This is a genomic window from Parathalassolituus penaei (assembly GCF_026626885.1).
GTDB lineage: Bacteria > Pseudomonadota > Gammaproteobacteria > Pseudomonadales > Oceanobacteraceae > Oceanobacter > Oceanobacter penaei.
The window spans coordinates 83,601-101,576 of sequence record NZ_JAPNOA010000006.1; the positions used below are offsets into that span (position 1 = coordinate 83,601).

The 17,976-nt window shown below is 55.6% G+C and carries 16 protein-coding genes and 1 riboswitch; of the genes, 6 read left to right on the top strand and 10 right to left on the bottom strand.

The genetic code is table 11. The features are described from left to right. Window position 1: 1 nt before the first annotated feature. On the bottom strand, window positions 2–1,285 hold the full coding sequence (locus tag OUO13_RS01430) for a glycosyltransferase (RefSeq protein WP_283172070.1): 1,284 nt from the start codon (window positions 1,283–1,285) through the stop codon (window positions 2–4). Window positions 1,286–1,497: 212 nt separating this feature from the next. Between OUO13_RS01430 and OUO13_RS01435 the strand changes: the two genes are divergently transcribed. Continuing rightward, complete coding sequence (locus tag OUO13_RS01435) at window positions 1,498–2,292, top strand: hypothetical protein (RefSeq protein WP_283172071.1); 795 nt, start codon at window positions 1,498–1,500, stop codon at window positions 2,290–2,292. A 39-nt stretch (window positions 2,293–2,331) separates the two neighbouring features. Here OUO13_RS01435 and OUO13_RS01440 read toward each other — a convergent pair whose 3' ends face one another. Together OUO13_RS01440 and OUO13_RS01445 are read right to left on the bottom strand one after the other, a co-directional pair. Then, window positions 2,332–4,227, bottom strand: coding sequence for an Lnb N-terminal periplasmic domain-containing protein (locus tag OUO13_RS01440; protein WP_283172072.1), 1,896 nt, complete (start codon window positions 4,225–4,227; stop codon window positions 2,332–2,334). A 60-nt stretch (window positions 4,228–4,287) separates the two neighbouring features. Next, complete coding sequence (locus OUO13_RS01445) at window positions 4,288–4,770, bottom strand: DUF3015 family protein (protein WP_283172073.1); 483 nt, start codon at window positions 4,768–4,770, stop codon at window positions 4,288–4,290. A 417-nt stretch (window positions 4,771–5,187) separates the two neighbouring features. Between OUO13_RS01445 and OUO13_RS01450 the strand changes: the two genes are divergently transcribed. Continuing rightward, a complete protein-coding gene (locus OUO13_RS01450) occupies window positions 5,188–6,264 on the top strand; it encodes a serine hydrolase domain-containing protein (protein WP_283172074.1) in 1,077 nt (358 codons plus the stop codon). Between the two features lie 102 nt (window positions 6,265–6,366). Here OUO13_RS01450 and groL read toward each other — a convergent pair whose 3' ends face one another. The 3 genes from groL to OUO13_RS01465 all read right to left on the bottom strand — a co-directional run bounded on the left by groL (window position 6,367) and on the right by OUO13_RS01465 (window position 9,039). Then, window positions 6,367–8,001 carry a chaperonin GroEL gene (gene groL / locus OUO13_RS01455; RefSeq protein WP_283172075.1) on the bottom strand — a complete coding sequence of 545 codons (1,635 nt, stop codon included), beginning with the start codon at window positions 7,999–8,001 and terminating at the stop codon, window positions 6,367–6,369. Between the two features lie 53 nt (window positions 8,002–8,054). Continuing rightward, window positions 8,055–8,348 carry a co-chaperone GroES gene (locus OUO13_RS01460; RefSeq protein WP_283172076.1) on the bottom strand — a complete coding sequence of 98 codons (294 nt, stop codon included), beginning with the start codon at window positions 8,346–8,348 and terminating at the stop codon, window positions 8,055–8,057. 139 nt (window positions 8,349–8,487) lie between these two features. Then, a complete protein-coding gene (locus OUO13_RS01465; protein WP_283172077.1) occupies window positions 8,488–9,039 on the bottom strand; it encodes an FxsA family protein in 552 nt (183 codons plus the stop codon). A gap of 250 nt (window positions 9,040–9,289) precedes the next feature. Between OUO13_RS01465 and OUO13_RS01470 the strand changes: the two genes are divergently transcribed. Further along, window positions 9,290–10,048 carry an SDR family oxidoreductase gene (locus OUO13_RS01470; protein WP_283172078.1) on the top strand — a complete coding sequence of 253 codons (759 nt, stop codon included), beginning with the start codon at window positions 9,290–9,292 and terminating at the stop codon, window positions 10,046–10,048. A gap of 341 nt (window positions 10,049–10,389) precedes the next feature. Beyond that, window positions 10,390–10,752 (top strand): MGMT family protein, encoded by a 363-nt coding sequence (locus tag OUO13_RS01475; protein WP_283172079.1) that lies wholly within the window; start codon window positions 10,390–10,392, stop codon window positions 10,750–10,752. Between the two features lie 86 nt (window positions 10,753–10,838). Here the strand turns inward: OUO13_RS01475 and OUO13_RS01480 are convergent, their stop codons facing one another. The 4 genes from OUO13_RS01480 to OUO13_RS01495 all read right to left on the bottom strand — a co-directional run bounded on the left by OUO13_RS01480 (window position 10,839) and on the right by OUO13_RS01495 (window position 14,530). Then, window positions 10,839–11,477, bottom strand: a complete 639-nt coding sequence (locus OUO13_RS01480) for an NAD(P)H-dependent oxidoreductase (protein ID WP_283172080.1) — start codon at window positions 11,475–11,477, stop codon at window positions 10,839–10,841. Window positions 11,478–11,666: 189 nt separating this feature from the next. Then, window positions 11,667–12,542 (bottom strand): bile acid:sodium symporter family protein, encoded by an 876-nt coding sequence (locus OUO13_RS01485; RefSeq protein WP_283172081.1) that lies wholly within the window; start codon window positions 12,540–12,542, stop codon window positions 11,667–11,669. A gap of 60 nt (window positions 12,543–12,602) precedes the next feature. Then, window positions 12,603–14,045 (bottom strand): AmpG family muropeptide MFS transporter, encoded by a 1,443-nt coding sequence (locus OUO13_RS01490; RefSeq protein WP_346429319.1) that lies wholly within the window; start codon window positions 14,043–14,045, stop codon window positions 12,603–12,605. Next, window positions 14,045–14,530: a YajQ family cyclic di-GMP-binding protein gene (locus OUO13_RS01495; protein ID WP_283172082.1), complete on the bottom strand. Its 486-nt coding sequence runs from the start codon at window positions 14,528–14,530 to the stop codon at window positions 14,045–14,047. The genes OUO13_RS01490 and OUO13_RS01495 overlap by 1 nt, the downstream gene beginning before the upstream one ends. Before the next feature lie 147 nt (window positions 14,531–14,677). On the opposite strand from OUO13_RS01495, the gene OUO13_RS01500 reads away from it, so the two are divergent. Both OUO13_RS01500 and OUO13_RS01505 read left to right on the top strand, forming a co-directional pair. Next, window positions 14,678–15,616: a ketopantoate reductase family protein gene (locus tag OUO13_RS01500; RefSeq protein WP_283172083.1), complete on the top strand. Its 939-nt coding sequence runs from the start codon at window positions 14,678–14,680 to the stop codon at window positions 15,614–15,616. Between the two features lie 35 nt (window positions 15,617–15,651). Continuing rightward, window positions 15,652–17,592 carry a sensor histidine kinase gene (locus OUO13_RS01505; protein ID WP_283172084.1) on the top strand — a complete coding sequence of 647 codons (1,941 nt, stop codon included), beginning with the start codon at window positions 15,652–15,654 and terminating at the stop codon, window positions 17,590–17,592. Window positions 17,593–17,701: 109 nt separating this feature from the next. Beyond that, a riboswitch (cobalamin riboswitch) is annotated at window positions 17,702–17,962 on the top strand. Window positions 17,963–17,976 lie beyond the last annotated feature (14 nt).

Here is a 17,976-nt window from a genome sequence, read left to right on the forward strand (position 1 = left end):
ATCAGTTCCTGGGAAGTAAAATGTCCTGCTGTTTCAGGCGATTTTTAGCCTCAATCCACTGCGCCATATAACGGGTACTCTTGAGGCTGTGATGCCGCAGCATGGCGTTAAAAAACAACGACTGGCGATGCTGCTCTGGCGCGAGCAGCAATGTCTGCAGACGCTCCTGCAAACAGGCAGCATGTTCGGGATACGCAAACCGACGTGCAACCAATCCCATTGAATGGTGATTCAGTGACTGCCATAACGATTCATCCAGATACAGCTGCACAGCCATTGCCGCAAAGTCAGCCGGAGAATCAGCCACCAGCGCACAAGGTTCAGCATCATCACCGTACATCCCCTCGGCACCAATCGGTGTCGTAACAGCAGGCGTACCACACTGGGCGGCATCCACCAGCTTGCCTTTTAATCCGGCACCAAAACGTAACGGCGCCAGCAACACCCGTGCAGAACGCACCACCTCCAAAGCATCCTCAGCCCAGCCCTTCACAAGAAAACCCTGCTTTGGGTTATGCAAATCGGTGGCCTTTTTCGGCGGATAAGCACCGTACACGTGCAACTCGGCCGCCGGTAATTGCTGGCGAATCAACGGCCACAGGCTTTCTTTCAGATAACGAACAGCATCCCAGTTGGGCTCATGGCGGAAATTGCCAATCGATACAAAATGCTGGCGTTCATCAAACCCCGGCAAGGTTTGTGAAGGACTGACCGGCAACATAAACGGGCAATACAACAACTGACTGGCAGGCACCTGAAAATGGCTTTGCAACAGCGCCATTTCGTATTCGGAAATGGTCAGGGTCAGATCACAGCGCAGAATCGACGCCACTTCCCGGATTGCCATATCACTGTACAGGTGTTTGATAGCAGGCAACTCCAGCAAACCACTCTCTCCAGCGGCCAGCCGTTGTTTCAGCTCGGTATGACGGGCATGACGCAGGAAGTGCAGGTCTTCGCTGTCGAGAATCCGCAACGCCTGCGGACAATGTTCATCCACTCGCCAGCCAAACTGCTCTTCCATCATAAAACGGTCGAACAGCACCACATCCGGCTGCAAGGTGCGGATGTAATCATCAAACGACGAGCAGTTAAGGGTGAGGCTAACGGCTTCAATATCCAGCGCCGCCAGGTCTGCTGCGTGGGGACTGTGATCCGCCGGAGAACCAAACACCAGCCGGAATCCGGCCTGCCGAAACACTTCCAGCAACTGCAACATCCGGCTGCCAGCCGCCGAAGAACGCGGCTCCGGCCAGACATAACCAATCACCAGCAAGGTTTTCATAACAGACTCCGGTGCGCGGCATTCAGAATCTTGGCCGCAATAATGGACAGTTGGGCCAGCACTCAGGCACGGCCAGCGGGCGCGGCAGTATACCCCAGAGCCATCGACCGATACCCCTACGACCATTCCCGGATTGTTCGTGCCCTTAAAAGTGGCAGACTGGTCGTTCCGGTTGTGAATTCACAACCCTGACCTATTTGCAGGATGTTGACGTGCTGATTGTTGCCAAGATTATTGTGACCTTTCTGACCGTGGTGCTGCTGTCCAAAGTCGCCGAACGATTGGGCCCACGCTACGCCGGACTGCTGGCGGGCTTCCCGTTGGGCACTGGTATTGCGCTGTACTTTTTTGGCTGGCAGCAAGGTGCCGAATTCGCCGCTAACAGTGCGGTGTATACCCTCAGTGGTCTGAGTTCGGCGCTATGGCTGGCGTGGGGTTACTGGCAGGTGATCAAACGCAAACCGGGCCTGAGCTGGATGCCGGTCGCCATGCTGGCCGGGGTTGGCTGCTTTATGCTGTCGAGTCTGGTGCTGAACCAGCTGCCACCGAGCCGGGTTCTCGGAGCGATTCTGATTGTCAGTGCCATCCTGCTGTTCCGCCAGGTGTTCCGTGGCATTGCCGATGCACCAACGGTGACACCCCGCACGTTGCCGGGCGGTAAAACCACAGCGCTGTTGTTTCGTGCCGGCATGGCTACCGCCACCATTCTGATGATTACTGCACTGGCGGATATTCTCGGCCCGGATCAGGCAGGCCTGCTGGCTGCATTCCCGGTGAGTTATTTCCCGCTGTTGCTGATTCTGCACATCACCTTCGGCGCCCCGACTCTGGCAGTGACCATTCGTCATTACCCGGACGGCCTCGGCGCACTGGCGGTGTACTCACTGGCGGTCAGCCTGTTGTATCCGCAACTGGGCCTGAATATGGGCACCATTGCCAGCCTGGCACTGGCGGTGTTGTATCTGGTGATTTACGGAATCTGGCAGCAAACCCGCAAACGGGCGTAATTATTCACAAGGGCTGGTGAACACCAGCCCAAAGCGGGTTTACCAGTAAACCCCGTATCCCACTTCCATCGTACTGCCGCGCTGGTTAAGCAACTGCCAGCGCAATTCCTGATTCAGCCCAACCCGGTAACGTCCTTGCAGGCGAGTTTCAAACTCGTGGTCCAGCGCGCTGTTGATCTGGTAGTAGTCGTTAACTTCGAGACGCCAGTCGAACTGTTCACGATGCCAGTTGGCAAACAACGTCCCTTCCACAAAGCTGTAACCGTACCCCTGACGACTGTCCTGAGCACCACCACCGGCAAAGCCACCGAGCATCAGTTGTCGCCCGACAAACGGACGTGCCAGTCCAAACTGGGCCGACAGGCGTGGCACCACACACTGGTCACAGCTGCGATCCAGCCGATGCCAGCCAAACTGGACACGCCAGGCATTACCACGATCACCGGGTAATCCGGTGGTCGAGCTGTTCACGCTTTCAATCGCAAGTGCATCAAAATGATCCAGCTGCAAACGATCACGATAGGCATAAACGCCCAGCTCTCCCATAACCAGCTTGCCATCGCGGACGTGGCCAACGTCGGCGTCCAGTGCATCGTAATAGGCTGGGCGCACCAGCAACGACAAGACTCCCTTGCCTTCTGCATCCCGCGCCCAACCGGATCGCACCAGGCCCGGCATTCGTCCCTGCTCGGGAGCATGATCCGGTGCCACAATCGGTTGGGATGGTGCTGGCGGCAACACATAACGTTCCCGCAGGGTTGCGGTATAAGCCGGTGATTTGGCTCGTACCTGTTGTTGCGCATCATCCCGCTCGTCCAGCTCGCGAAACTGGTAATAATCCAGCAGGGCATCCACTACCTTGTGGTGTTCGGAATCATCCAGCGCCTGATAACCCGGCAGGGTTCTGAAATCCAGTGTGTTACCAGCGGCAACCGCAGCCACAACGGCGTCTTCACCCGCATCACTCAGGGCGGCAAAACGCTGGTACAAACGCGACTGGCGCGACGGGTGATAATAACGTCCACGAATCAGCGGCTTGCCGTTACGTTCCTGTTGTTGTGATTGCTGCAGATAGGTCTGCGGAATCATAAAAGTCCGATCCGGGATGATATGAACACCATCCACCACCTCAACCACTTCCGTCATGCGGTAGGCGCAATTTCGGGTAAAGAAGTAATAGTCGTACTTACGACCCAGAACCTCCCAGGCATGGGCAACCACCAGCTCCACTTCCGGGCGGGTCAGCTCCAGTTCGTACTCCCACTGGTCACGCAGCTGGGTCTCGCCATAACTGTGGTCGTGGTAGTAATACTGGATATGAGTAAAACCGGCGTCGTAAAGCCCTGCTACGCCTTTGATGACATAGGAAACCGGGTCTTCGTTATCAGGAATAATGGCACCGTAGTTAACGGTCTGATCGAGCAAGATGGTGCGGTTATCGCGCACCGGCGAATTCAGTTTCAGCAGGGTATGGCCGTAAAACGAAGCCGGGTTGCCCAGATAACCGGTGGCCAGTACCAGACTGACGGACTGCACCGAATCACCGGATGAAAATGCCTGAAACGCAGGACAAGGCTGCTCAGCAACATCAGCCAATAGCCCTTGCTGGCGCAACCAGACAAAACGCCCGCGAAAACGGCATTGGGCATGCTGATCGGCATCGGTACTGGCGGGCTGTTGCATGGCAATAACGGTAGCGTTCAATTCCGCCAGAGCATCGTGGTCGCCTACAGGAGACAGAAAGAATTCCGGACTATGAATGGCACTTTTCCAGCCATCACCATCCGCTTCGTATACCAGCAGTTTGTGCCAGGTCGACTGGTTGGCAAGGCGAGCGGCGGTTTCAGAATCCAGTGGGCCTACAGCCGCCCACAGCGACGTACTGCCGAACGACAGTACAACCAGCATCAGGCTGGCAAACCATTGTAATAACATGAGGATATTCAGAAACAACCGGGGCAGAACCGCGGTTGTTGATCCGTTATAAACGGACGATTACACGCCAGCAGCAGCGCAAGAAGCGGAAACGCTGCGCTGCATCATGTCGTAGTAAGCAGAAGATTTTTCCAGACGGGTCTGGTCAGCATAACCGTCAGCCGTCACGGCATCGGCCATTTCGCTGCGAATACGGGCAGCAGCGGCTGGTTGTTCAATGCTGCTGCAACCCACGATGTCCAGCATGGCAGACAGGTGTTCACCTTCGCCACGAGCGGTTTCTTCGGCCAGAGAGTCGTAGCTGCTGTTGATGAACATGGCAGCAGCAACCGGAGCACCAGAACAGGTTTCAGGGCTGGCAGTCGCGGACGTGATCGCAGTGGAACCCGCGTCCCAGATTACGTTGGAAGTCGCAGCAGCCCAGTGGGTATCCGGGAAAATCGCAGCACCGATACCACACTCAGAGTAAGGGTTGGCAGCATGAGCACCCATGGATGCAAACAGAACACCAGCTGCAGCAGCTGCTTTGAAAATAGCTTTCATAGCCATACATCACCTTGTGAATGACCCGTCCGGGTCTGGTCCATAATCCGTGTCAAAACTCGTTTTCGACATTTTATAACGACAGCAAAAAAACTGACTGTTTTGTTATAACCGTCAAGATCATATTGACATTACACCAAGCTGTCTATTCTCACCTTGGCAAATATGACGCATCTGTACCGCAATAAATCTGCATTTCGGACACACACCCCGCGCATGAATCACCCAGCCAATAACACATAAACTGCCGTTCCGTGCAGTGGCAGCTGTTTATCCTGACAACCTCAGCTATCGTTACCGCAGGAGTCCGCTAATCAATGACCCTCGCTGGCAAGCAACTCTGCACGCCGCGCCAATGCTCATGTTCTTTCAGTATCAGAAGGCTTGTCGCCACTACCCCTGAATGGAGATACGAGGATGAAACGACTGTTGTTGCCGGCGTTGATGCTGGCCGGTCTGATGACCAGCTTGCCAGCCTTGTCGGCCGCCCCGGGTGGCAATCCGGCGGACTTCAAGCGGCTGGCAGATCTGGAGGCGGAGATGGTCAAACGCCTGGCTGCGGTTCGCACCGATACCGACTTCACCCTGATGCTCAAGTCTGCCAACGGCCACGTGTTTCACTACAGCCGTGGTGAGTCCGGTGCGGATGTTTCCTATGAGTCGGCATCGACCTCCAAAATGGTCGCCGCGGCGGTGATTTTACGTCTGGTTGAACAGGGCAAACTCAGTCTCGACAGTCATCCACAAGCGGTCATCCCGCAATGGCCCACCACTGGCAATCTGGGGGCCATTGAATTACGCCAGTTGCTGGATTACACCTCGGGCCTGAAAAAGAACCCGCCCTGCTCCAATATCGGCAAACTCGACTTTGAAACCTGCGCCCTGCGTACACTCAGTTATAACAACCCGAGCCCGGAACCTGGTCGCCAGTTTTATTACGACTCCTCCCATTTGCAGATTGCTGGTCTGATGGCAGTAAAAGCCACAGGCGCTGCCAGTTGGCAGCAGGTATTTGATGATTTCCGTAAGGATACCGGTCTGTTCAAAACCGCTACTTACGACCTGCCATCCACCAATAATCCGCGTCTGGCCGGAGGTATGCACTGGAATGCGACCGAGTATCTGGAGTTTCTGGATGCTCTGTACCATGGCAAGGTGATTGGTCAGCCATTGCTCGACAAAATGACCCATCCACAAACCCTGAAAGCCACCACCATCTATTCACCGGCAGAAGCACGCATCCAGAAAAACTGGCCGTATGGACTCGGTGTCTGGATTGAATGTGAACCTCAGAAAGGCAACTGCACCGGGCCACAGAAAGTCTCCAGCCCCGGGGCTTACGGTGCCTATCCCTTTATGGATTTCCGCCACGAATACGTGGGAATTCTGGCACGTCAGGGCGGTGTCAAAACCTTTAACAAGGGTTATGAGCTGCTGAGCAGCCAGGAAGCCTGGTTACAACGCTGGGCCGAACTGGCGAAAACCGGCTCCTGATCCCCCCGAACATCAGGCATAAAAAAACCGCTGCATCTTGCGATGCAGCGGTTTTTTTGTGTGAGCAATTCCGGCGAACCGGATCTGGTCACGACACTGGCATTACATCATGCCCATGCCGCCCATACCGCCCATGCCACCCATATCAGGAGCAGCAGCGTCTTTCGGGATTTCAGCAACCATAGCTTCGGTGGTGATCATCAGACCAGCAACAGAAGCAGCCGCCTGCAGAGAGGTACGGGTTACTTTGGCTGGGTCCAGGATACCCATTTCGATCATGTCGCCGTATTCACCGGTAGCAGCGTTGAAGCCGAAAGCACCGGAACCGTTCTTCACTTTATCAACCACTACAGAGCCTTCAGCACCGGAGTTGGCAGCGATTTGACGGATTGGAGCTTCCATGGCGCGCAGAGCCAGAGCGATACCCACGTTCTGGTCTTCGTTGTCACCCTGAACGGTAACAGAAGACAGGGCACGAACCAGAGCCACACCACCACCAGCAACCACGCCTTCTTCTACCGCAGCGCGAGTCGCGTGCAGAGCGTCGTCAACGCGGTCTTTCTTCTCTTTCATTTCAACTTCAGAACCAGCACCCACCTTGATAACGGCAACACCGCCAGCCAGTTTGGCAACACGTTCCTGCAGTTTTTCCTTGTCGTAATCGGAAGTAGAAGCAGCCATTTCAGCGCGGATCTGTTCTACACGAGCTTTCACTTCGTCAGCAGCGCCAGCGCCGTCAACGATCACAGTGTTTTCCTTGCTGATAACCACTTTCTTGGCGGTACCCAGCATGTTCAGAGTGGTAGTCTCCAGAGACATACCCACTTCTTCAGAAACCACAGAACCACCGGTCAGGATGGCGATGTCTTGCAGCATGGCTTTACGACGGTCACCGAAGCCTGGGGCTTTTACTGCGGCTACCTTGAAGGTACCACGCAGGTTGTTCACAACCAGAGTCGCCAGAGCCTGGCCTTCAACGTCTTCAGCAACGATCAGCAGTGGACGACCGGACTTGGCAACCGCTTCCAGTACTGGAATCAGTTCTTGCAGGTTGTCGACTTTCTTGTCTACCAGCAGGATTACAGGGTTATCCAGCTCGGCAGTCATTTTTTCCTGGTTGTTGACGAAGTATGGAGACAGGTAACCGCGGTCAAACTGCATACCTTCTACAACGTCCAGCTCGTCGGTGAAGCCTTTGCCTTCTTCAACGGTGATAACGCCTTCTTTGCCTACTTTTTCCATTGCTTCTGCAATGATACGACCAACGGTTTCGTCGGAGTTGGCAGAGATAGTACCTACCTGAGCAATGGCTTTGCTGTCGGCACATGGCTGGGCCATGGCTTTCAGAGCTTCAACAACAGCAGCAGTAGCCTTATCGATACCGCGCTTCAGATCCATCGGGTTCATACCGGCAGCAACGGCTTTCAGACCTTCGTTAACAATGGCCTGAGCCAGAACGGTAGCAGTAGTAGTACCGTCACCAGCCTGGTCGTTCGCCTGGGAAGCGACTTCTTTCACCATCTGGGCGCCCATGTTCTCGAACTTGTCTTCCAGTTCGATTTCTTTGGCTACGGAAACGCCGTCTTTGGTGATGGTTGGGCCACCGAAAGACTTTTCCAGTACCACGTTACGGCCTTTAGGACCCAAGGTTACTTTCACCGCGTTAGCCAGGATGTTTACACCAGCCAGCATTTTGACGCGTGCGTCGTTACCAAACTTGACTTCTTTAGCAGCCATTCTCGATTTTCCTCAAAAATTCGGTTTCAAATAACAGGAGAGTGGAAGGCCAATCAGGCTTCCAGAACACCGTAGATTTCGCTTTCGTTCAGGATCAGCAGGTCCTGGCCGTCGATTTTGATGGTGTTGGAACCTGAGTATTTGCCGAACACGACGATGTCGCCGACTTTTACAGACAGAGCCTGGACTTCACCGTTGTTCAGAACACGACCAGTACCGACAGCAACCACTTCACCCTGATTTGGCTTTTCGGCCGCAGAGCCTGGCAGCAGGATACCGCCAGCGGTGGTTTGCTCTTCTTCCTTGCGACGAACTACGACGCGATCGTGTAAAGGACGGATTTTCATTTGAGGTCTTCTCCAATGTTTAAAGCAACGTTTGCTGTAAGTCGGGCGGGAATGGCGAACATCCCCGGCCCCAAATCTTTGTGTGATTGTTAGATAGGGCCATCAACGGTTATTTCAACGCCCCATCCCAAATTTTTTTTCAGTCTTCGCGACGAAATTCGCCATCAATAACATCCGGGCGACGATTGGCAGGCTCAACACGCTCAAATGGCGCCTTGCCACCGCGACGGAACGGGTCCTGCTCTTCGGCTTCAAAGGTCTGGCCACCAAAGCCTTGCTGACCAAATCCCTGTGAACCAAATCCACCGGTCATTACCCGCGGTTTCATGATTTTCACCACAGTACCAAGCATACGTTGGCGAATGGATGGAACCAGCAGACAGAAACCGATGGTATCGGTTACCAGCCCCGGCGTAATCAGCAGGGCACCCGCCAGCGCCAGCAGAAAACCTTCCGCCAGTTCATGTGCTGGCAAACTGCCTTCATTGAGTTTCTGACCGGCACGGGTCAATACCGCCATGCCCTGCTGGCGCAGGATGTTTACGCCAATCACAGCCGTGGATAGGATCAGCAGGATCGTCCAGAACAGCCCCAGAAATGAGCCGACCTTGATCAGAACCATGATCTCAACAACCGGAATAATCAGAAACAACAGGAAAAAGGGCACGCGGGCCTCCGAAAACTTGCGCATTGAATTCTTTATGTCGGGGCATTTTTGACAAACACAACCCCTGAGCACAGCCATTGGTTCAAGGCAATTCAAGCCAGCGACCTGCCATACTATCCACTTCGATGGATAGACCATTGGGGGGCTTATGCTGTCACATCAATTGTCTATACTCGTTGCGCGCCTTGAACTCGGGGTCGTACGGAAGAATGGAATAACAATAATATTTCCGGTGTGAGTTGACCGCGCTATCACCATTTGACGGAGCTTAATAATGAACCTGCAAGACAAAGTGATCGCCATTACCGGTGCCGGACAAGGACTCGGTCGAGCCATGGCAGTGATGCTCGCCAGCAAGGGAGCCAAAATCGCGGTAATTGACCTCAATCAGGACCACATGAACGAGACCCTCGCCCAGGTCGAGGCGGCAGGCAGCAAGGGCCGCACCTATGCATGTAACGTCGCTGATGAAGCCCAGGTAGAAGCCACCTTCGCCAGTATCGGCAAGGACTTTGGTGCACTGCATGGCTTGGTAAACAACGCAGGTATCACCCGTGACGGCCTGATGGTCAAGGTCAAGGACGGTGTGGTCAGCAAGATGTCGCTGGCCAATTGGCAGATGGTAATGGACGTTAACCTGACCGGTGTATTCCTGTGTGGTCGGGAAGCCGCGATCCAGATGATCAACAGCGGCGAAGGCGGCTGCATCATCAACATCTCCAGTATTTCCCGCGCCGGTAACGTCGGCCAGAGCAACTACTCCGCCGCCAAGGCTGGTGTTGCTGCCATGGCTACCACCTGGGCCAAGGAGCTGGCGCGCTACAACATTCGCGCCAATGCCATTGCTCCGGGCTTTATTGCTACCGAAATGACCAGCGCCATGCCGCCTGAAGTACTCGACAAGATTGTGGCCGGCATTCCACTGAAGCGTATGGGCATGCCTGAGAACATTGCCCAGACCGTCGCGTTCCTGATGGAAAACGATTACATGTCTGGTCGTGTGGTTGAAGTAGACGGTGCGCTGCGTATCTAGTTGTAATACTGCGCAGTCTGAAAAAGCGGCTTCGGCCGCTTTTTTATGGCCGGAAATTCCGGTTCGGCAATCAGCATCCAGAATTTGGCGCAGGGCGACAAACACCCACGCCCGGAATATGCAACACTGGCAGCCATAACAGATCTTCAGACCGCCTGACAGCTGGCTGAACAAGTCGAACAATTCCAGCTTGTGCCGTTGACAGACATCCCAGTTGATCTGCCTCTGACCGGAGGCTCAGAAACCGGCTACAATCCCCAAGGACACTTTGGATAACTCTGCGCGAGTTATTCAGAGAGTCCTTAACAATAATTATCCCTACAACGACGGACTGCTGATTCATGGCCATTCGGCCCATTATTCCTTCGACCCCCATCGAAATTCGCCTCTACACCCTGTTAGCCTCGGTTCCTGCCGGACGTGTGGTCACTTACGGCCAACTGGCGGATCTGATTGGCTTGCCGAACCGTGCCCGTTGGGTGGGTCAGGTATTAAAGATGCTGCCTCGGGAAACCCGTCTGCCATGGCATCGGGTCGTAAACGCCCAGGGACGAATCAGCTTGCCACCGATGGAAGGTGGCAATGATCAGTCCGAGCGTCTGCGCAACGAAGGAGTGCTGGTCACTGACGACGGCCGTATCAGCCTGCGCCTGTATCGTTGGCATCCGGATTATCGCTATACCCGCCACTCCAGCTTCAGCTGAGTTCTGCGCGTAAAAATCCGTCATGCAGAAACGCAACAGGCAGCCGCAGCTGCCTGTTGAGAGCCAATCGGGGCACTCTTCCCCTATCAGCGAATTTCTTTTACAAACTGCTCACGCGGACGACGCACTTTTGGCAGTTCCACCAGCCAGTCCTCATCAGCCTTGCGATAACCCAATGGTAACAGCAGCACACTGCGCAGGCCCTGAGCGCGTAATCCCAGAATTTCATCGACCTGGTCCGGTACAAAACCTTCCATTGGCGTGCAATCTACCTGCTCTTCGGCCGCCGCCACCAACGCAGTGCCCAGACCAATGTAGGCCTGACGGGCAGCATGCTGGTAGTTCACTTCCGGGCCACGAGGTGGGTAACCATTCAGCAACATCTGGCGATAGTTTTCCCAGCCTTCATTGCGGAAACCACGCACATCATTGGTGTAATCAAACATCTGGTTGATACGTTCCGGGGTGTAATCATCCCAGGCAGCGAACACCAGCAAGTGAGAACAATCGGTAATCTGGGCCTGATTCCAGGCCACCGCGCGAATCTGCTCGCGAACTTGCGGGTTGGTGACCAGAAATACCTGATACGGCTGCAAACCGCTGGACGTCGCAGTCAGACGTACGGCTTCGAGAATACGCTCGATTTTTTCTTCCGGAACCACACGGGATGGGTCCATCTTTTTGGTGGCATAACGCCACTGCAGGAACTTCAAAACATCAGACATGGCCATTCTCCGGCAAAACGTGAATGGCGGCATGATTGCAGAATCGGACGAGGCAAAAGAGCCGTCGGCGCTGAACAATTAGTTGTATATCAAAAACCAATCACCCGAAAAAAGTTCAAAATGATCCATTTTGGTGCCCAATAATCCCATCCGGGCACCAAACCTTACTCATCCGCACACCGACAGAAACTACGCCTGTGCCGTTTTCTGCTGGGGCAGATTTCGCCATACCAGCAACAACAACACCGGTACGTTCATCAGCACTCCATAGCTAAGCGCTGCCGCCGACATCTGCGGGTTTTGCAGAATCCCGGCGGTAATCAGCAAGGCCGTGCCGGCGTTCTGAATACCGGTTTCAATGGCGAGGGTAATGGCAATTTCAGGGCTCAAGCGCAGCAAACGCGAAGCCGCCCAGCCCATCAGCATCGCCAGCACCATCAACAACAAGGCGACCGGCGCAACCTCACCAATAATCGCCATCAGTTGCTCATGGTTGGCTTTAACGATGCCCACCACCACCGCCACCAGAAACAGAATCGACAGAAACTTCACCGGTGCCTGCATACGTTCGCTGAACGCAGGGGCGAAATGACGAACCAACATGCCCAGTGCTACCGGCACCAGCGCCATCACCAGCAACTTCAGCATGGTCGGTACAATCGGAAAGTCACCCGCCCCCGACTCCGGCAACCAGAACGCCAGCACCATCCAGGCCATCACCGGCATGGTAAACGGTGTAATCAGGCTGCTCAGCGCGGTCAGACTCACCGACAACGCGGTATCACCGCGCAGCAGATAGGTAATCAGGTTGGAAGTAGCACCACCCGGTGCCAGCGCGACCATCATCAGGCCAGCCGCCAACGCTCCGGACAGGCCAAACAGGGTCACCAGCAGGAATGCCAGTACGGGCAGTGCAATCAGTTGCAACAACACTCCCACCAGCACAGCGCGAGGGTAATCGGCGATACGACGGAAATCAGACAGGGTCAGCGACAAGCCAACCCCGGTCATGATCAGAAACAGGGCTGCAGGCAATACCACCTGCGGAATCAGACTGGCACTCATGAGCAGACTCAACACATCCATTTGGGGAAGCGCCCACTCTAGAGTGTGTTGGTTAAAAGATCACGACTGAGAATGGTTTTCGGCTGCCGGAGCGGGCAAAGGCATGCGCCGCATCAAGATCAACACCAGCACGACAGCCGGAATTCCCAGAATGGCGGCCACCACAAAGAACTGGCCATAACCGAGACCATCGACCACCCATCCGGAAAAGCCGCTGATAAACTTGCCCGGCAAGGTCATCAGGGAGCTGAACAGCGCGTATTGGGTAGCGGTGTAACTCTTGTTGGCAAGACTCGACAGATAAGCCACAAACGCCGTGCTGGCGATACCACCACTAAGATTGTCAGTACTGATCACCAGCGTCAGCCACCAGAGTGATGGATGCTCAGCTCCACCTTCAAACACAAACGCCATAGTGGCAAACAGCAGGTTGGTGGACGATACCAGAATCGCTCCCAGCAACAGCGGCCGATACATGCCCCAGCGAATCACCAGCACACCACAGAGTGCCGAACCGGCAATGGTCATAAAAAATCCGAACACCTTGGCAATGCTGGCGATGTCCGACTTGCTGTAACCCATATCGAGATAAAACGGATTGGCCATCACCGCCATGGTGATATCACTGAGACGAAACACTGCTACAAAGGCCAGAATCAGCAAGGCCAGCCAGCCGTTGCGCTGGAAGAACTCCAGAATCGGGCATACCACTGCGCCCAGCAACCAACGCTCCCAACCCGGACGTCGCTCCATGTGCATCGGGCGTCCAAACAGGCGATCCATCATCGCGGCATCCTGTTCGTTACGCTGATCACGGCTGATGTGGGGCGGCTCCTGACACCAGAACGTCGCCAGAATCCCGACCGCCATCATTAACGCCATGGCCCCGTAGGACAGGCTCCAGTTGTACCACTCCGCCAGATACAGCGAACCGGCTCCGGCAAACAGCAGGGCTACCCGATAACCAAAGATATAACTGGCCGACATCGCCCCTTGCAGGCTGTCTTCGACGGCTTCAATCCGGAAAGCATCAAGTGCCACATCCTGCGTGGAAGAACTGAACGCCACCAGCAACGCCGCCACCGCCACCCACCACAGCTCGGTAGCCGGATCGAGCAGGCTCATCCACACCAGGCCAACAGCAATGCCCAGCTGGCCCAGCAGAATCCAGCTACGACGCTGACCTAACCAGCGGCTTAATAACGGCAGGGAAATACGATCAACCACAGGCGCCCAGAACACCTTGATGGAATAGGTAATACCGATCCAGGCGAAAAAACCGATGGTGGTGCGTTCCACCCCGACATCACGCAACCAGGCGGTCAGGGTCGAGAACACCAGCAGAAAGGGCAAACCGGCACCAAAGCCCAGCAGGGCAATGGCCATGACCGGTTTACGGGTATAAACAGACCAGAACTGACGGCAGGCGTCGAGCCAGCCCTCCGAAGTACGACCAGTGGCCGCCAACGATTGTGGAGGGCGGTCTCCGCTGCCAGACGACATCAGTCTTTGAAGTTCTTGAATGCCAGTGGCATGTCGATGCTGTCGTCGCTACGGAACATCGCCATCACCTGTTGCAGGTCGTCACGGCTCTTGCCCTGCACACGCACGGTATCACCGGCCAGAGAAACCTGAACCTTGATCTTGCTGTCCTTGACCATTTTCACCATCTTGCGGCCGAGGTCGCTGTCGATCCCCTGACGCATGGTGGCCTTGATCTTGACCTGCTTGCCGGAACCTTCCAGCTTGCTGTATTCCAGACAGTTCACCTTGATACCACGTTTGGTCATGGCACCGGTCAGCATGGACTTCATCTGTTCCAGCTGGAATTCGTGATCAGCCGTCATGGTGACGACCAGATCTTTCAGTTCAAAGCTGGCGTCTACGCCACGGAAATCAAAACGGGTGCTCAGTTCGCGGCCAGCAGTATCAACGGCGTTCTGGGCTTCGTGTTTATCGACTTCGGATACCACGTCAAAAGAAGGCATCAGAATTCTCCTGTATCTCGGTCAAACTTGTTAAAGGGGCACTGTATACCGCTGTCGCTGCCGAAAAGCAAAGCCAAAGGCGCCAGCTGCGGCACAGGTTATTCAAAGAACTACTCGTGATCACAATCGCATGCCTATAATCCGGTCATGACTGTTTCAATCGGAATTCTTGGCCTCGGTGCCGTTGGCACCCTGATGGCCCATCACTGGCAGCAACACTGCCTGTATGCCCTCACCCGCCAGCAGCAGGAGGCCAGCTGTCGACTTGAGGATGAGGGTAGTCTGGCCACCCTGCATCTGCCAGCCTGGCAAGGCGAAAGCCTGGACTGGTTACTGGTCTGCACCAAAGCCGCCGCCACTCTCGATGCCCTGCAGTTGTGGCGGCCCAGACTGGCGGCCGTCAAACGCCTGCTGTTATTACAAAACGGTATGGGCCAACACCAGCAGGTACAGCAGTGGCTGGATCAACAGGGGCTCAGCTGCGAATTATGGGCGGCGATTTCGACCGAAGGTGCATGGCGACGTGATGACGGTGTGATTGTGCGGGCTGGCAAAGGCGAAATTCTGGCCGGACGCATCCCGATTTCAATAAACTCCGAAAAATCTCCAGACACCACCGTAACCGCCCCCGCTCCTTGTAAAACCGTCGACAATATCCAGCAATATCAGCGTGAAAAACTGGCCGTAAATGCCGTTATCAATCCTCTGACCGCGCTTTATCGTTGCCGCAACGGCGAACTGCTGGAACACCCGGATTATTACCCGCACTTTAAAGCCCTGTGCGCGGAAATCGGCGATCTGTACCAGCAACTGGGCTGGCCATTGGCATTTGATCCGCTCACCCGCATCAGCGCCGTAGCCAAAGCCACCGCGACCAATCGCTCCTCCACCCTGCAGGATCATCTGGCCGGGCGCCCGGACGAGCTGGCCTATATCACCGGGTATCTGCTGGAGCAGGCTGCCGCTGCCACGATTGAATTACCGTTGTGTGCACAGCTGTGGCAACAAGTGCGCGGAGAACCTCATCCTGCCACCTTGCGAGCAACGTCCAACCCGGTCATTCCAGTCGGAGCCAGACAACCATGATGTTGGGCGGCCCTCACTCCGAACCCGGTGTCGGAATGTTGCCGCGCCGCCGTGCCATGATCACCATGGTTGGCACTGTTTTCCTGATTCTGATGTTGTCATCCCTGTCGTTCTGGCATACCGCCAATCGGATCGGCCGTAATCACCTGGCTCCGGAAATCAATCAACTCCTGGCTTCAACAATCCAGAAGGCGCTGCGCCACGGCGAAACCACCCCGGAGCAGCTGCAAGACATCATCAAACCCTGGATCGAACATCACCAGCTCGATGCCATCCGTCTGCAAGGGCCGGACGGCCAGCTGCTGCAATTCCAGGTCGCCAGCATGCGCGATCCACAATCGCATCAGAGCACCAACATGGTGGACATTACCCTCGACAGCCCACAAGGACTCTGGCTGTTAACACTCAGCAACCACACCTCCCTGCCCGGCTACTTTATTATCGAAACCCTCACCACCCTGCTGGTAACGGTATCACTGGGTTCGTTCCTGATTTTTGGTATGTATCTGGTCATCCGGCGCTGGCAACAACGCCCTTACGACGACCTGCGCCAGCAATTGCTGGATGCCCGCCATGCCGACCACAGCCATACCCTGCGCTTCGACAGCAACGACCCCGACCTGCTGCCGCTGGTCAGTGCGCTGAATGATCTGTACTGGAGCCTCCATCGTCGTAACGCCGACCTGTTACGCGCCCACCGTCAGGCCGACAGCGCCCGTTTGCGCGCCACCCTGCTGGCGCAGGAAAGCGCCCGCATCAACAGCGATCTGGAACACGAAATTACCGTTCGCAGCGCCATGGAGCGCCAGCTCAGCAACACCAAGGCGCTGCTGGATGCCATTCTCAACGCCATGCCATCTGCCCTGTTTGCCCTCGACCAATCCGGGCGTTTGCTGCTGTGTAACCGGCAGGCCGAACTGTGGTTAGGTCAGGAACGTCAGGCTCTGGCGGGGTTCCCGCTGGCCAAGCTGATTCCTGAGTTGGCCAGCTGGTTTGAACAACAAAGCCAGCAACCGCCACACGCTGAAAACGAGCGTCTGGAACGGGTACCGCTGGAAAGCCTGACCGAAGCTCTGGTCGCCGACTGTGTGATGTACCGACTCGAATACGAACAACCGGCGGTGACCGTGGTGCGTATCGACGACATTCGCCAGCGCCTGCATATGGAAGAGCTGATGGTGCAGTCGGAAAAGATGCTCACAGTTGGTGGCCTGGCCGCCGGTATGGCCCACGAGATCAACAACCCGCTGGGGGCCATTCTGCAGAACCTGCAAAACCTGCGGCGACGTCTCGGTTCCGAGTTACCCGCCAACCAGCGCGTAGCCGAAACGGTCGGTCTGGATCTGGATGCGCTGGGTCGGTATCTGCATGAACGCGAAATCGACGGCATGATGGAACACATCCGTGCCGCCGGCGAACGGGCAGCCACCATCATTCGCACCATGCTCAACTTTGCCCGCCGCAACAGCGCTCATCTGGAGCCGCAATCATTGGGTCTGGTGATCAACAACGCCATCACCGTTGCCCGTAACGACCTGGGTCTGGGGGCGATTGAACTGGATCTGGCCAGCGACGAACTGCTGCCAGCGGTCCCCTGTATTCCGGGTGAAATCGAACAGGTACTGGTCAACCTGCTGCAGAACGCCCAACATGCCCTCGACGGTTATGAACCCCCGATTGCCGACTGGGCACCGCGTATCAGCGTCAGCACCTGGCGCGAAGGCATGTATGCCTGTATCGCTGTGGAAGATAACGGCCCCGGCGTTCCGGGCGAACACGCAGGACGTATTTTTGAACCCTTTTACACCACCAAACAGGTGGGCAAAGGCACCGGCCTCGGGTTGTCCGTCTCCTACTTTATTATCACCGCTCACCACCATGGCCAGATGCTGTATCAACCTGGCAAACAACACGGCGCCTGCTTCATGATTCGTCTGCCTCTGGTCGCCAGCCTGCCAAAACCCATCGGCGTATAAGCAGGGAAATCCGCTACAAACATGGCGTTTACCAGCAAAGTCTGAGGATTTCCCAACATTCCACGACAGTCCCCACCGGCATTCTTGACGCACCTGTCAGCGCCGCGTACCCTGCGCGCTTGTTTCAGGTGCCCGACCAGTTCGGGTTAAACGGGAAGACCGGTGAACCCTGGGACACTATGAATAACTCTGCGCGAGTTATTCAAAGGGTCCCTAGTGTAAACCCGGCGCTGCCCCCGCAACGGTGATCAACCAGAACGGCAACCGGACATCCGTCCAGCCACTGTGACCAAAGGTCATGGGAAGGCGTTGCCAGTGAGTTTATGCTCAGGTTGTCAGCCCGGATACCGGCCTGTCTCCAGAATTAACCGGTGTTGCGGAGGG